The sequence below is a fragment of the Actinomycetospora flava genome, from assembly GCF_037400335.1.
GTDB lineage: Bacteria > Actinomycetota > Actinomycetes > Mycobacteriales > Pseudonocardiaceae > Actinomycetospora > Actinomycetospora flava.
This window is the reverse complement of the sequence record NZ_JBBEGM010000003.1, coordinates 237,971-252,616: the sequence shown is the minus strand read 5'-3', so window position 1 is coordinate 252,616 and position 14,646 is coordinate 237,971. Positions and strand designations below refer to the sequence as shown.

The following is a 14,646-nucleotide window of genomic DNA, read 5'->3' as shown; positions in this document are numbered from 1 at the left end:
CGGCAGTCCCGCTCGTGACGCGCGCCCCCACCGGTTACTGGCTGGTATCGCTCGCCTGGCGAGCGATACCAGCCAGTAACCGCGGCATCACCGGCGTCACGCCCCCGCGAGCGAGATGGCCACCCCGTCGGCGAGCAGACGCCCGCGGCGGGTGAGGACGGCGCGCCCGTCGGCCCAGCGCGCCGGGTCGAGCAGGCCGTCGCGGGCCGCCTCGTCGCCGGCGTCGCGCCCGACCGGGTCGAGGGCGGACGCGGCGAGGCCGTCGACGGTGCGCAGTTCGAGCAGCACCTGCTCCAGGTGCGCCTCGTCCGGCGTGACGCGCTCGCGCGCCTCGGCCGGCGAGCGCCCCTCCGCCAGCGCCGCCGAGTAGCGCGCGGGGTGGCGGACGTTCCACCAGCGCGTGCCCCCGACGTGCGAGTGCGCGCCCGGGCCGGCGCCCCACCAGTCGCCACCGCCCCAGTAGCCGAGGTTGTGGCGGCAGCGGGCGTCCTCCGAGCGCGCCCAGTTCGACACCTCGTACCAGCCGAAGCCGGCCGCGGTGAGGACGTCGTCGACGATCTCGTAGCGGTCGGCGAGCAAGTCGTCGTCGGGCATCGGGACCTCACCGCGCGCGATCCGCCGCGCCAGCGCCGTGCCCTCCTCGATGATCAGCCCGTACGCCGAGACGTGGTCGGCGCCCGAGGCGAGGACGGCGTCGAGCGAGCGGCGCAGGTCGTCGTCGGTCTCGGTCGGCGTGCCGTAGATGAGGTCGAGGTTGACGTGCCCCAGCCCGGCCTCGAGGGCCGAGCGCACCACCGACACCGCCGCCCCGGGCGTGTGCCGCCGGTCGAGGACGGCGAGGACGTGGTCGACGTCGGACTGCATCCCCAGCGACAGGCGCGTGTAGCCGGCGTCGGCGATCGCGGCGAGCAGCTCCGGGGTGGTCGACTCGGGGTTGGCCTCGGTGGTCACCTCGGCGCCGGGCCGCAGCCCGAACGACGCGCGGACGGCGTCGAGCACCGCGACCAGCCCCTCGGCGCCGAGCAGCGAGGGCGTCCCGCCGCCGAGGAAGACGGTGTCGGCGGGCGGGAGGCCAGAAGATCCAGCACTGCCGAGCACGCCGGCGGCGAGGTCGAGCTCGCGGCGCAGGCCCTCGAGCCACGAGGCGGGCGAGGCGGGGTCGTCGCTGCTGGTCAGGCCCAGATCGGAGGCCGTGTAGGTGTTGAAGTCGCAGTAGCCGCAGCGCGTCGCGCAGAACGGCACGTGGACGTACACCCCGAACGGCCGCATGCCGAGCCCGGCCAGCGACGACGGCGGCAGCGCACCGTCGGGCGGCGCGGGCTCGCCGGAGGGGGGAACGGAGGGCACGGTTCCATTCTGCGCCCGCGCGGTGCAGTAGTCCGGACGGCGGTTTGCCGTAGTCGTCCGCGATGTCCGGAGCACTAGCGTCGACGACCATGGCGAGGACGCTGCGCTGTGGTCTCGAACGTGCCCTGACCTGCACCGTCGCCGTCCTCGCGCTCGCATCCTGCGGGGTCGCACCGCCACGCTCGCCCGCGCCCCCGCAGGACACCGGCGGCGCCCTCTTCGCGGGCGCCCAGCCCTGGACCGCGGACGTGTCCGGCTCCCCGGCCTCTGAGCGCAGCCCGGCGATCCTGGCCGCGCTGAACGACGCGGGCGGCTGGGGCAACGGCGGCGTCTTCCAGGTCGACTTCGCGATGCCGGTGTGGACCGCGGCGCCCGACACCCCGCGCATGACCGTGACCGGCACCCCGGAGTACTGCTACGGCGGCGTCGACTGCGACCCGGTGCCCGCGGACATGCCGGTGCCCGCGGGCGCGGTGATGGAGGGCTCGCAGGACCTGACCTGCGACGCGGCCGCCGAGGACTGCCACCTGCTCGTCGCGGACCCCACCGCCCGGCGGCTCTACGAGATCTACCAGGGCACGCAGGCCGGCGACGGGCTCACCGCGGGCGGCTACTTCGTGTGGGACCTCGACCGCGCCTACACCGACGAGCTGCGCGGACCCCAGTGCACCAGCGCCGACGCCGCCGGCTTCCCGATCGCCGCGCTGACCCCGACCGCCGACGAGGTCGCGTCCGGGCGCATCGACCACGCGCTGCGCTTCATCCTGCCCAACGACCGCATGAAGGCCGACGTGTACGTGCCGCCCGCGACCCACGCGGGCGGGCCGGAGAACACCAACCCCGACGCCCCGCCGTACGGCGTGCACTTCCGCCTGCGCCAGGACGTCGACACCTCCGCCTACACCGAGCAGGAGCGCGTCGTGCTCACGGCGCTGCAGACCTACGGGATGTACCTGTCCGACGGCGGCGAGATCGCGCTGACGTTCGCCGACGACCGCTCCGCCACGGCGAAGTGGGCGGACCTCGGGATCGACGCGCAGTCGTTCGCGGACCTGCCCGTCGACGCGTTCGAGGTGATCGACCACGGTCCCGAGGTGCCCGTGACCTACGAGTGCGTCCGCGGGTGAGCGCGTGGCGTTGCGGACGTCCAGTGTCTGCGGCGCCACGCCGCTGACACGACGTACACCCGTTTGCGGTGAACGTCACGAGCGGCGCGTTCCCGGTGGAACCTGCTGATCGGGGATGGCACGGTCTTCTCCGTGCGTGCTCACCGTCTGCTCCTCGTGGCCCGGCGCCACGTGGATCTCGGACGGCTCGAGAGCGCCCTCTGCCCGGCGTGCTGACCCCGTCCGCCGCCACCCCAGAGGATCGCCATGAGCACCGCCGCGCCCGCCGTCGACCAGCAGGACACCACCAGCCCGCGCACGGTGCTGGTCGCGAGCCTCATCGGCACGACGATCGAGTGGTACGACTTCTTCCTGTTCGCCACCGCCGCGGGGATCGTGTTCCCGCAGCTGTTCTACGGCGACGGCGACCCGACGGTGGCGACGCTGCTGTCGTTCGCGACGTTCGCGATCGGCTTCGTCGCCCGCCCCATCGGCGGGCTGATCTTCGGCCACATCGGCGACCGGGTCGGCCGGCGCGAGACGCTGATCGTGACCATGGCCCTGACCGGCCTCGCGACCGCGGGCATCGGGTTCCTCCCGACCTACGCCGCGATCGGCGTCGCCGCCCCGATCCTGCTCGTGCTGCTGCGGATCATCCAGGGCGTCGCGATCGGCGGTGAGTGGGGCGGCGCGGTGCTCATGGCCGTCGAGTACGCCCCGAACGGCAGGCGCGGGCTCTACGGCTCGACCCCGCAGATCGGGCTGGGCCTCGGGCTGGCGCTCGGCACCGGCGTGTTCGCGCTGCTCGGGCTGGTCATGGACGACGCCGCCTTCCTCTCCTGGGGCTGGCGGGTGGCGTTCATCGCGAGCCTGGTGCTCGTCGGCGTCGGGCTGGTCGTGCGGCTCGCGGTGATGGAGACGCCGGCGTTCCGCCGCATGCAGGCCGCCGCGGAGACCTCGCGCGTGCCGGCCGTCGACGTCGTGCGCGACGCCCCGTCGCGGCGCAACCTCGGCTGGACGCTGCTCGCGCGCTGGGCCGAGGGCGCCTCCTTCAACACCTGGGGCGTGTTCGTCCTGACCTACGCGGTCGCGACGCTGAAGATGCCCCGCACCGAGGTGCTCGTCGCCGTCACGGTGGCCGCGGTCGCGAGCGCGGCCGTCGTGCCGCTCGCCGGTGCCTGGGGTGACCGGATCGGGCGCGGCAAGGTGTTCGCGATCGGGTGCGCGGTGCTCGTCGTCGGCGTCTTCCCGGCCTTCGCCCTCATCAGCACCGGGTCGATCGCCCTGCTCGCGATCGCGCTGATCGTGATGCTCGGGCTGTCGTACGGCCTCGCGAGCGGCGCGGAGTCCACGCTGTTCGCCGAGGTCTTCCCGACCCGCACCCGCTACACGGGCATGTCGCTGGCCTTCCAGGGCGGCGGCATCTACGCCTCCGGGCTCACCCCGCTGATCCTGACCTCGCTGCTCGCGCTCGGCGGCGGCACACCCTGGTACGCGGCGGGGTACCTCGCCCTCGCCGGGGTCGTCAGCGCCGTCGCGGCCCTGCGCGCGCAGCCCCTCGAGACGCTCTAGGAGACCGAGACCCATGAGCCTCACCGCCCACTGGTTCCTGCCCACCTACGGCGACTCGCGCGGCCTCGTCGGCGGCGGGCACGGCGTGGCCACGACCGCCGCCGACGCCGTGCGGCCCGCGGAGATCGGCTACCTCGCCCAGATCGCCCGCGCCGCCGAGACCGTCGGCTTCGAGGGCGCGCTGACGCCCACCGGCGCGTGGTGCGAGGACGCCTGGCTGACCACGGCGATGCTCGTCGCGGAGTCCGAGCGCCTGAAGTTCCTCGTGGCCTTCCGCCCCGGGGTCCTCTCCCCCACCCTCGCCGCCCAGCAGGCCGCGACGTTCCAGCGCCACTCGCAGGGCCGGCTGCTGCTCAACGTCGTCACCGGCGGCGAGCCGACCGAGCAGAAGGCCTACGGCGACTACCTCGGCAAGGACGACCGGTACGTCCGCACCGGCGAGTTCCTCGAGGTCGTGCGCCGGCTGTGGGCCGGCGAGACGGTGACGCTGCACGGCGAGCAGATCCACGTCGACGAGGCCGCGCTGACCCGCGTGCCCGACCCGGTGCCGCCGGTCTACTTCGGCGGCTCGTCGCCGAAGGCGGGCGAGGTCGCCTCCCGGCACGTGGACGTGTACCTGACCTGGGGCGAGCCGCCCGAGCAGGTCCGCGAGAAGATCGAGTGGATCCGCGGGCTCGCCGCCGCGCAGGGCCGCGAGGTGCGCTTCGGCATCCGCCTGCACGTCATCACCCGCGACACCTCCGACGCCGCGTGGGCCCAGGCCGAGAAGTACCTCGAGGGCATCCCCGACGAGATGATCGAGCAGGTGCAGGCGGGACTGTCGCAGAGCGAGTCCGAGGGGCAGAAGCGCATGCGCGCGCTGCACTCGGGGGGCACGAAGACCGCCGCGGACCTCGAGGTCGCCCCGAACCTCTGGGCCGGCGTCGGGCTGGTGCGCGGCGGGGCGGGCACGGCGCTCGTCGGTAGCCACACCGAGGTCGCCGACCGCATCGCGGAGTACCACGACCTCGGCATCAGCGAGTTCGTCCTGTCCGGCCACCCGCACCTGGAGGAGGCCTACTGGGTCGGCGAGGGAGTCCTGCCCGAGCTGGGCCGCCGCGGCCTGTGGTCGCACCCGGCCGGGACGGTCGACGCGCAGCCGGCCGCGGTGCCGTTCGCCCAGTAGCGCACACGGGGGAGCGCGCAAGCTCACGTGGAAACGGACCCCCTGCTCGTGGCAGGGTTGTGGGCATGTCTGCGCCCGGCGACCTGCTCGTGAGCCGACGTCACGTCGACCTCGAGCGCCAGGCCAGCGCGCTCTGCCGGGCTTGCTGAGCGCGAGCCCCCGCCACCACGCCCGAGCGGACTCCGCGCGCCCCCACCACGAGGCCTCTCCTCGTCGTGCCCGCGCGCGTCCGTGCACCACCCGGAGGAACCCCGAACCATGGCCGCAAGTTCCGGCGCCCCGTCGTCCGAGAAGGCTGCGACCTCGGAGGAGTCGTACGCGGAGACCACCCCGCTGCGCCACCCCGGGGCGACCGAGGACGCACCGCCGAAGCCGAAGCCCGCGCGGGCGCGCAAGGGCAAGGCGGAGGGCCAGTGGGCGCTGGGCTACCGCGAGCCGCTGAACAAGAACGAGCAGTCCAAGAAGGACGACCACCCGCTGAACGTGCGGGCGCGCATCGAGAACATCTACGCCCACCGCGGCTTCGACTCGATCGACCCGGCCGACCTGCGCGGCCGCTTCCGGTGGATGGGCCTCTACACCCAGCGCGCCGAGGGCTTCCCCGGCACCGACACCGGCCACGTCGACGAGGAGCTCCTCGACGCGTCGCACTTCATGATGCGCGTGCGCGTCGACGGCGGCGGCCTGACCACCGAGCAGCTGCGCGTCGTCGGCGAGATCTCCCAGACCTTCGCGCGCGACACCGCCGACGTCACCGACCGCGAGAACATCCAGATGCACTGGATCCGCGTCGAGGACGTCCCCGAGATCTGGCGCCGGCTCGAGGCCGTGAACCTCTCCACCACCGAGGCCTGCGGCGACTGCCCGCGCGTCGTGCTCGGTTCGCCGGTCGCGGGCATCTCCGCCGACGAGATCATCGACGGCACCCCCGCCATCGACGAGATCGTCGAGCGCTTCATCGGCGACAAGTCGCTGGCCAACCTGCCCCGCAAGTTCAAGACCGCGATCTCCGGGCAGCAGGACGTCGCCCACGAGGTCAACGACGTCTCCTTCGTCGGCGTCGACCACCCCGAGCACGGCCCCGGCTTCGACCTGCACGTCGGCGGCGGGCTCTCCACCAACCCGAAGCTCGCGGTGCGGCTCGGCGCGTGGGTCCCGCTCGACGAGGTCGCCGACGTCTGGCAGGCCGTGGTGCAGGTGTTCCGCGACTACGGCTACCGCCGGCTGCGCACCCGCGCGCGCATCAAGTTCCTCATCGCCGACTGGGGCCCCGAGAAGTTCCGCCAGGTGATGGAGGACGAGTACCTCCACCGCAAGCTGGTCGACGGCCCGCCGCCCCCGGACATCGCCGGCACCATCGACCACGTCGGCATCCACGACCAGGTCGACGGCAACCACTACGTCGGCGTCGCCCCGCCCGCCGGGCGCACCAGCGGCTCCACGCTCGTCGGCGTCGCCAAGGCCGCCGAGGAGGCCGGGTCGAGCCGTGTGCGGCTCACGCCTTACCAGAAGATCGTCGTGCTGGACGTGCCGAGCGAGAAGCTCGACGGGCTGACCGCGGCGCTCGACCACCTCGGGCTGCCGGCCCGCCCGACGCCGTGGCGCCGCGCGACGATGGCCTGCACGGGCCTCGAGTTCTGCAAGCTCGCGTTCGTCGACACCAAGAACCGCGCCGGTGAGCTGGTCGAGGAGCTCGACCGCCGCCTCGCCGACGTCCAGGACGCCCTCGAGCACCCGGTGTCGATCCACCTCAACGGCTGCCCGAACTCCTGCGCGCGGGTCCAGGTCGCCGACATCGGGCTCAAGGGCCAGATCGTCAACGACGCCGAGGGCAACCCGGCCGCCGGGTTCCAGGTGCACCTGGGCGGCGGCCTCGGCCTCGACGCCGGCTTCGGGCGCAAGCTGCGCGGCCACAAGGTGCTCTCCGCGGACCTGGGCGACTACGTCGAGCGGGTGGTGCGCAACTACGCCGAGGGCCACGAGTCGGGTGAGCGTTTCGCCCAGTGGGTGGTCCGTGCGGAAGAAGCGCAGCTGTCATGAGGTTGGCCCTCCAGTACTGCCCGTACTGCGGCGAGCAGGACCTGCGCCCGCGCGAAGAACCCGACGGCGCGTGGGAGTGCGCGGACTGCCGCAGCACCTTCGTCGTCACCCCGGTGCCGGCACCGGCGAGAGGATCGGCATGACCACCACGGAACCTCGCGAAGATCTCCGCACCGAGGCGCTCGCGGCCGGCGAGCGGTTCGCCGCCCGCGAGGGCACCGTCGGCCACGAGGAGCTGACCCGCGAGATCCTCGCCTGGGCCGCGGAGACGTTCGGCGAGGACCTGATCGTCGCCTCGAACATGCAGGACGCGGTGCTGGTCGAGCTCGGTGCGGCGGCGCGCCCCGGCGTGGACGTGCTGTTCCTCGAGACCGGGTACCACTTCGCCGAGACCCTCGGGACGCGCGACGCGGTCGCCCAGGTCTACGGCGTGAACATCGTCCAGGCCGAGCCGGAGCTGACCGTCGCCGAGCAGGACGCGGCGCACGGCAAGGACCTCTTCGCGACCGACCCCGGCGCGTGCTGCGGCATGCGGAAGGTCGAGCCGCTGAAGAAGACGCTGGCGCGGTACGACGCGTGGGTCACCGGGGTGCGCCGGGTCGAGGCGCCGACCCGGGCGACGACGCCGCTGGTCACGTGGGACGAGCGCCACGGGCTGGTCAAGATCAACCCGATCGCGCACTGGAGCGACGAGCAGATGGACGCCTACATCCGCGACCACGCGGTCCTGGTCAACCCGCTGGTCGACGCCGGCTACCCGTCGATCGGCTGTGCGCCCTGCACGGCCAAGCCGGCGCCCGGTGCGGACCCGCGCAGCGGCCGCTGGGCGGGCTTCACCAAGACCGAGTGCGGGCTGCACGGATGACCGCCGCGACGGAGGCCCCGGTGGATCAGCTGGACGCCCTCGAGTCCGAGGCCATCCACGTCATGCGCGAGGTCGCCGGCGAGTTCGACCGCCCGGTGATCCTCTTCTCCGGCGGCAAGGACTCCATGCTGCTGGTGCACCTCGCGGCGAAGGCGTTCTGGCCCGCGCCGATCCCGTTCCCGGTGCTGCACGTCGACACCGGGCACAACTTCGACGAGGTCATCGATTTCCGCGACCGCGTCGTCGAGCGCTACGGCCTCGAGCTCGAGGTCGCGCGCGTGCAGGACTACATCGACGACGGGCGCCTCTCCGAGCGCGCCGACGGCACCCGCAACCCGCTGCAGACCACGCCGCTGCTCGACGCCATCGCCGAGCACCGCCACGACGCCGTCTTCGGCGGCGGGCGCCGCGACGAGGAGCGCGCGCGGGCCAAGGAGCGCGTGTTCAGCCTGCGCACCGCGTTCGGGCAGTGGGAGCCCTCGCGCCAGCGCCCCGAGCTGTGGAACCTCTACAACGGGCGCCACAAGCCCGGCGAGCACGTGCGGGTGTTCCCGCTGTCGAACTTCACCGAGCTCGACGTCTGGCGCTACATCCAGCGCGAGGGCGTCGAGCTGCCGTCGATCTACTACGCGCACACCCGCGACGTCTTTGCCCGTGACGGCATGTGGCTGACCAGCGGGCCGTGGGGCGGGCCGCGCGACGGCGAGGAGACCGTCACCAAGACCGTGCGCTACCGCACCGTCGGCGACGGCTCCTGCACGGGCGCGGTCGAGTCGGACGCGTCGACGCTCGACGAGGTGCTGGCCGAGGTCCGCGAGAGCCGTCTCACCGAGCGCGGCGCGACGCGGGCGGACGACCGGCTCTCGGAGGCCGCCATGGAGGACCGGAAGCGAGAGGGCTACTTCTGACATGACGGATCTCCTCAGGCTGGCTACCGCGGGCAGCGTCGACGACGGCAAGTCGACCCTGGTCGGGCGGCTGCTCTACGACACGAAGTCGGTGCTCGCCGACCAGATGGAGGCCGTCGAGCGCGCCACCCAGGGCGGCGGCGACCCGGACCTCTCGCTGCTCGTCGACGGCCTGCGCTCGGAGCGCGAGCAGGGCATCACCATCGATGTGGCCTACCGCTACTTCGCGACGCCGAACCGCTCGTTCGTGCTCGCCGACACCCCCGGCCACGTGCAGTACACCCGCAACACCGTGACCGGCGCGTCGACCGCGCAGCTGGCCGTGCTGCTGGTGGACGCGCGGGCCGGGGTCGTCGAGCAGACCCGCCGGCACGTCGCCGTGATGGGCCTGCTGCGCGTGCCGCGCCTGGTCCTCGCGGTCAACAAGATGGACCTCGTCGACTTCGACGAGAACACCTACTGGCGCATCGCCAAGGAGTTCACCGGCCTCACCGACGCCCTCGGCTACGGCGAGGACGACGTCGTGGCGATCCCGCTGTCGGCGAAGAAGGGCGACAACGTCGTCCTCGCCTCGGAGAACACGGCCTGGTACGAGGGGCCGACGCTGCTCGAGCACCTCGAGTCGGTGCCGGTCGAGGGCGCCGACCACACCGCGCCGTTCCGCTTCCCCGTGCAGTACGTGGTGCGGCCGCGCACCGAGTCGCACCCCGACTACCGGGGCTACGCCGGGCTCGTCGCGGCGGGCACGGTGCGCGTCGGCGACGAGGTCGAGGTGCTGCCCGACGGGCACCGCACCCGCGTCGAGGGCATCGACACCTACGACGGCGAGCTCGACGCGGTCCACGACGGCCAGAGCGTCGTCCTGCGCCTCGCCGACGACCTGGGTGTCGCGCGCGGCGCGCTGCTCGCGGCGCCGGGCGCGCCGGAGCCGGTGACGGAGTTCGACGCGACGCTGGCGTGGCTGCACGACAAGCCGCTGCGCCCGGGGGCGCGCCTGCTGCTCAAGCACGGCACCCGCACCGTCCAGGCGATCGTCGGCGCGGTGAGCCACCGGCTCGACACCGACAGCCTGTCGATCGTCGAGGACCCGGGCGAGCTCGGCATCAACGACATGGGCCAGGTCTCGCTGACCGTCTCCGAGGCGCTGCCGCTCGACCCGTACGACGAGGTCGCCACCACCGGGTCGTTCCTGCTGATCGACCCGCAGGCCGGCGACACGCTCGCGGCGGGCCTGGTCGGGCGGCCCCTGGTCGTGCGGCCGCTGCAGGACCTGGAGTCGGGCGAGTCGGGCGAGTCGTGACGGGCGGGGCGGGCTGGCGGCTCACCCGGCGCCGCCACGTCGACCTGCGTCGCACCGGGGCGACGGGCTGTCGGGCGGGCTGATGATCCTGCCGCCCGCCCCCGAGCCGCCCCGGAGCGACCCGTCATGCCGGACGACACCCGTGCCCACCACTTCCAGCCACCCCACGACCGCCCCTGCGCCGGCGGCGCCACGGTCTGGCTGACCGGCCTGCCCAGCGCCGGGAAGTCCACGATCGCGAACGCCGTCGCGGCCCGCCTGCGCGTCGAGCGCTGCGGGGTCGAGGTGCTCGACGGCGACCTCATCCGCGAGAACCTGTCCCGCGGCCTCGGCTACTCGCGCGAGGACCGCGCGGTCAACATCCGGCGCATCGGCTTCGTCGCCGAGCTGCTCGCCCGCAACGGGGTGATCGTGCTGGTGGCGGCGATCGCGCCGCACGCGGACGTCCGCGAGCAGGTGCGGACCACCCACGCCGAGGCCGGCACGCCGTACCACGAGGTCTACGTGTCCACGCCCGTCGAGGTGGCCGGCGAGCGCGACGTGAAGGGCCTCTACGCCCGCCAGCGCGCCGGCGAGGTGCAGGGCCTCACCGGGGTGGACGACCCGTACGAGGTGCCGGAACGCCCGGACCTGGAGATCCCGAGCCACGAGCAGTCCGTCGACGAGTCCGTCGAGCTGCTCGTGGATCATCTGCACCGGCACGGACTCACCGAGCAGGGCGCCACGGCACCAGAAACAGCGACGTCGACGAGGACGGCTCCATGAACGCAGGCATCCCGGTCCCCCGCGGCGAGGGCACGGTCGTCGTCCCGCCCCCGGTGGACGAGCCCGGCTACTGGGCGGGCGCGCCGAGCGTGCTCGTCGTCGACGACGTCGTGTACCTCTCCTACCGGCTGCGCCAGCCCGAGGGTGTCGGTCGCGGGTACGCGAACGTCGTCGCGCGGTCGGTCGACGGGGTGGCCTTCGAGACCCTCGCCGTGGTGGAGAAGGACGCCTTCGGCGCCGAGTCGCTCGAACGGCCCGCGCTCGCGCTCTCCGACGACGGCCGCTGGCGGCTCTACGTCAGCTGCGCGACGCCGGGCACCAAGCACTGGTGGGTCGACGTGCTCGAGGCCGACACCCCCGAGGGACTGGCCGTGGCGCCGCGGCGCACCGTGCTCCCCGGCGACGACCTGCACGCCGTCAAGGACCCGGTGGTGCTCCGCGACGCGCGCGGCTGGCACCTGTGGGCGTCGGTGCACCCGCTCGACGACCCGGACGCGACCGACCGCATGACCACGGAGTACGCGACCAGCCCCGACGGCCTCGACTGGACCTGGCGGGGCACCGCGCTGGCCCCGCGGGCGGGCACGTGGGACGCGCGCGGGGTGCGCATCAGCGCGGTCGTGCCCGTCGGCGACGAGCTCGTCGCCACCTACGACGGGCGCGCGACCGCCGCCGAGAACTGGGAGGAGCGCACCGGCCTGGCGCGGGCGACCGGGGACGGGCGCTTCGTGGCCGAGGGCGACGGGCCGGCGGCCGAGTCGCCGCACGCCGGGCGGGGCCTGCGCTACATCGCGGTCGCCGACGTCGCGGGCGGGCGCCGGCTGTACTGGGAGGCCACCCGCCCCGACGGGGCGCACGAGCTGCGCACCGAGGTGCTGGTCGCCGCCGGGCTGCCGGACGCCGCGTGAGCCTGCCCGACTTCCTGGTCATCGGGGCGCCGAAGGCGGGCACGTCGGCCCTGCACCACGCGCTGGGCGGGCACCCGGAGATCTTCCTGCCGTCGGTGAAGGAACCGAAGTTCTTCCTCACCGACGGTCCCCCGCCGGACGCGGGGGGCGGGCCGGGCGACGTCGCGACCTGGGGCGAGCACGTCTGGCGGCGCGCCGACTACGAGGCGCTGTTCGACCCGGCGCCGGCCGGGACCCGGCGCGGCGAGGGCACCGTCTTCTACCTCTACGACCGCGACGCCCAGCAGCGCATCGCCGACCTGCTCCCCGACGTGCGGCTGATCGCCGTGCTGCGCGACCCGGTCGAGCGGGCGCACTCGAACTGGTCGCACCTGCGCGAGGCCGGGCTCGAGCCGGAGGCCGACTTCCTCGCCGCGTGCCGGGCGGAACCCGCACGCCGGGCGGCGGGCTGGGCGCACTTCTGGCACTACGTCGCCCAGGGCCGCTACGGCGAGCAGCTCGACCACCTGACGTCGCTCGTCGACCCCGACCGGATCCTGCTGCTGGACTACCGCGTGCTGAGCGACTCGCCGGTCGCCACCGCGGACCGGGTCTGCGCGTTCCTGGGCGTCGCGACCGGGCGGATCGCAGGCATCCCCCGTCACCACGTCCGCCCCGACGTCTCCGGACGCTCGGGCGGCGGGCCGTCGGCGGACGAGCGCGCGGCCCTGCTCCCCGCCTTCGCCGACGACGTCGCCCGCGTCGAGGCGCACACCGGCTGGGACCTCGCCGACTGGCGTACGTGAGTGCTTTCCCGCCCTATAGCGCGGGAAAGCACTCACGTACCGCTAGCTGACCTCGGTGAGCTTGCCGGTCGCGACGTCGAGCACGAAGCCGCGCACCGAGCCCTTGTTCTTGACGAACGGGCTGTCGGTGATGCGCTTGATGGAGTCGCGGACGTCGGCCTCGAGGTCGGGGAACGCGTTGGCCGTCCACGACGGGCGCTGGCCGGCCTCCTTCTCGAGGATGTCGGCGAACTGCTCGTCGGTGAAGGTCACCATGCCGCAGTCGGTGTGGTGGATGAGCACGATCTCCTCGGTGCCGAGGAGGTGCTGGCTGATGGCGAGCGAGCGGATCGTGTCGTCGGTGACGACGCCGCCGGCGTTGCGGATGACGTGCGAGTCGCCCTCGTGCAGGCCCAGCGCGCCGTAGGGGTTCACGCGGGCGTCCATGCAGGCCACGACGGCGGTCTTGCGGGCGGGCGGCAGGGGCAGCTCGCCGGGGAAGGTCGCGACGTAGGTCTCGTTGTTCTTCAGGTACTCGTCGGTGACGGACATGCGGAGCCTCCAGGGGTCGGGACGGTCGGGGCACGACGGTCCGGCCGCGCGAGCGGATCAGGACGTGCGACAGACCCGGGCGCTCACGCGGCCCGGCGACACCACTGGTCGAACTCGATCACGCGCCGGCTCGGCCAGAACGGCTCGAGGGCGCGGTGACTCATGCGCACATCTCACCGCAGGCATCCGGTTGGCCGCAACGAGGGTGCGCACCCCGGCCTACGAGGGCGACGCGACGAGCTCGTCCTCCCGCCGGGTGAGGACGCGCGGGCCGTCGTCGGTGACCGCGACGGTGTGCTCGCTGTGGGTGGTGCGCGAGCCGTCGGCGGAGCGGATGGTCCAGCCGTCGGGGTCGAAGACGATCTTGCCGGTGGTGCGGGCGAACCACGGCTCGAGGGCGAGCGTCAGCCCCGGCTTCAGGCGCATCCCGCGCCCGGCGCGCCCGTCGTTGGGGACGTGGAGGTCCTCGTGCATCGTGCGCCCGATGCCGTGCCCGCCGAACTCGAGGTTGACCGGGTAGCCGTGGCGCGCCGCGACCGCGCCGATGGCGGCGGAGATGTCGCCGAGCCGCCCGCCCGGCTGCGCGGCGGCGATGGCCGCCTCCAGCGCCTCCTCGCTCGCGGCGACGAGGCGCTGGTCCTCCTCGCGGGGCGAGCCGACGATGACCGTGCGCGCCGAGTCCGCCGCCCACCCGTCGACCATGACCGCGAGGTCCATCTTGAGGACGTCGCCGTCGCGCAGCACGTCGTCGTGCGGCAGGCCGTGCAGCACCGCGTCGTTCACCGACAGGCACACGACGTTGCGGAACGGGCCGCGCCCGAACGACGGCGCGTAGTCCCAGTAGCAGGACTCGGCGCCGCGCTCGCGGATCAGTCCGCGCGCGTGCTGCTCGAGGTCGAGCAGGTTGACCCCGACCGCGGCCCGCTCCCCCAGCTCGGTCAGCACGTGCGCGACGAAGCGGCCGGCCTCGTGCATCCGCTCGATCTCGGCGGGAGTCTTCAGCTCGATCATCGATCACTCTCTTCGCGGGATAACTATCCCGGTATTAGTATCACGGTCATGGTGCGCGTGCCGTTGACGGCGGAGGAGCACGAGCGGGGGCAGCGTCTCGGCGAGGTCCTCCGGGCCGCCCGGGGCCCGCGGAGCATGACGTCGGTGGCGGCCGCGGTCGGCATGTCGCCGGAGACGCTGCGCAAGATCGAGACGGGCCGGGTGCCGACGCCGGCCTTCTTCACCGTCACCGCGCTCTGCGCCGAGCTCGGGCTCCCCCTCGACGACCTCGCCGCGCGCTGTACCGGGTCGGAACCCGCGCCGCCACGCAGCGCCTGAGGACAAGGCCCCTGAGAACGGGGAC

16 protein-coding genes are annotated in these 14,646 nt (G+C 73.6%); 13 read left to right on the top strand and 3 right to left on the bottom strand.

The features are described 5' to 3' along the window. Window positions 1-96: 96 nt before the first annotated feature. Window positions 97-1,347, bottom strand: coding sequence for a radical SAM family heme chaperone HemW (gene hemW, locus WCD58_RS10760; RefSeq protein ID WP_337702512.1), 1,251 nt, complete (start codon window positions 1,345-1,347; stop codon window positions 97-99). A gap of 89 nt (window positions 1,348-1,436) precedes the next feature. Between hemW and WCD58_RS10755 the strand changes: the two genes are divergently transcribed. The 12 genes from WCD58_RS10755 (at window position 1,437) to WCD58_RS10705 (ending at window position 12,761) form a co-directional block, all read left to right on the top strand. Then, a complete protein-coding gene (locus tag WCD58_RS10755; protein WP_337702510.1) occupies window positions 1,437-2,474 on the top strand; it encodes a hypothetical protein in 1,038 nt (345 codons plus the stop codon). 246 nt (window positions 2,475-2,720) lie between these two features. Further along, window positions 2,721-4,025 (top strand): MFS transporter, encoded by a 1,305-nt coding sequence (locus WCD58_RS10750; RefSeq protein WP_337702508.1) that lies wholly within the window; start codon window positions 2,721-2,723, stop codon window positions 4,023-4,025. A 13-nt stretch (window positions 4,026-4,038) separates the two neighbouring features. Then, window positions 4,039-5,190, top strand: coding sequence for an LLM class flavin-dependent oxidoreductase (locus WCD58_RS10745; protein WP_337702506.1), 1,152 nt, complete (start codon window positions 4,039-4,041; stop codon window positions 5,188-5,190). 65 nt (window positions 5,191-5,255) lie between these two features. Continuing rightward, window positions 5,256-5,339: a putative leader peptide gene (locus WCD58_RS33635; RefSeq protein ID WP_373695199.1), complete on the top strand. Its 84-nt coding sequence runs from the start codon at window positions 5,256-5,258 to the stop codon at window positions 5,337-5,339. Window positions 5,340-5,448: 109 nt separating this feature from the next. Continuing rightward, entirely contained in the window at window positions 5,449-7,230 is a 1,782-nt protein-coding gene (locus WCD58_RS10740) for a nitrite/sulfite reductase (protein WP_337702504.1), read from the top strand. Then, window positions 7,227-7,373 carry an Insertion element protein gene (locus WCD58_RS10735; RefSeq protein WP_337702502.1) on the top strand — a complete coding sequence of 49 codons (147 nt, stop codon included), beginning with the start codon at window positions 7,227-7,229 and terminating at the stop codon, window positions 7,371-7,373. Before WCD58_RS10740 ends, WCD58_RS10735 begins: the two co-directional genes overlap by 4 nt. Further along, window positions 7,370-8,095, top strand: coding sequence for a phosphoadenylyl-sulfate reductase (locus WCD58_RS10730; RefSeq protein ID WP_337702500.1), 726 nt, complete (start codon window positions 7,370-7,372; stop codon window positions 8,093-8,095). Before WCD58_RS10735 ends, WCD58_RS10730 begins: the two co-directional genes overlap by 4 nt. Continuing rightward, a complete protein-coding gene (gene cysD, locus WCD58_RS10725) occupies window positions 8,092-9,003 on the top strand; it encodes a sulfate adenylyltransferase subunit CysD (protein ID WP_337702497.1) in 912 nt (303 codons plus the stop codon). The genes WCD58_RS10730 and cysD overlap by 4 nt, the downstream gene beginning before the upstream one ends. A gap of 1 nt (window position 9,004) precedes the next feature. Next, a complete protein-coding gene (locus WCD58_RS10720) occupies window positions 9,005-10,303 on the top strand; it encodes a sulfate adenylyltransferase subunit 1 (RefSeq protein ID WP_337702495.1) in 1,299 nt (432 codons plus the stop codon). Between the two features lie 126 nt (window positions 10,304-10,429). Beyond that, the gene (gene cysC, locus WCD58_RS10715; RefSeq protein WP_337702493.1) at window positions 10,430-11,068 is read left to right on the top strand and encodes an adenylyl-sulfate kinase; all 639 of its coding nucleotides are present in this window, start codon (window positions 10,430-10,432) and stop codon (window positions 11,066-11,068) included. Further along, window positions 11,065-11,976 (top strand): hypothetical protein, encoded by a 912-nt coding sequence (locus WCD58_RS10710; protein WP_337702491.1) that lies wholly within the window; start codon window positions 11,065-11,067, stop codon window positions 11,974-11,976. The genes cysC and WCD58_RS10710 overlap by 4 nt, the downstream gene beginning before the upstream one ends. Beyond that, complete coding sequence (locus WCD58_RS10705; RefSeq protein ID WP_337702489.1) at window positions 11,973-12,761, top strand: sulfotransferase family protein; 789 nt, start codon at window positions 11,973-11,975, stop codon at window positions 12,759-12,761. The genes WCD58_RS10710 and WCD58_RS10705 overlap by 4 nt, the downstream gene beginning before the upstream one ends. A gap of 42 nt (window positions 12,762-12,803) precedes the next feature. Here WCD58_RS10705 and WCD58_RS10700 read toward each other — a convergent pair whose 3' ends face one another. Next, on the bottom strand, window positions 12,804-13,292 hold the full coding sequence (locus tag WCD58_RS10700; RefSeq protein ID WP_337702487.1) for a beta-class carbonic anhydrase: 489 nt from the start codon (window positions 13,290-13,292) through the stop codon (window positions 12,804-12,806). A gap of 219 nt (window positions 13,293-13,511) precedes the next feature. Beyond that, window positions 13,512-14,303 carry a type I methionyl aminopeptidase gene (gene map, locus WCD58_RS10695; protein WP_337702485.1) on the bottom strand — a complete coding sequence of 264 codons (792 nt, stop codon included), beginning with the start codon at window positions 14,301-14,303 and terminating at the stop codon, window positions 13,512-13,514. 48 nt (window positions 14,304-14,351) lie between these two features. Here map and WCD58_RS10690 point away from each other — a divergent pair, with 48 nt between their 5' ends. Next, a complete protein-coding gene (locus tag WCD58_RS10690; RefSeq protein ID WP_337702483.1) occupies window positions 14,352-14,621 on the top strand; it encodes a helix-turn-helix domain-containing protein in 270 nt (89 codons plus the stop codon). The last annotated feature ends 25 nt before the right edge of the window (window positions 14,622-14,646 follow it).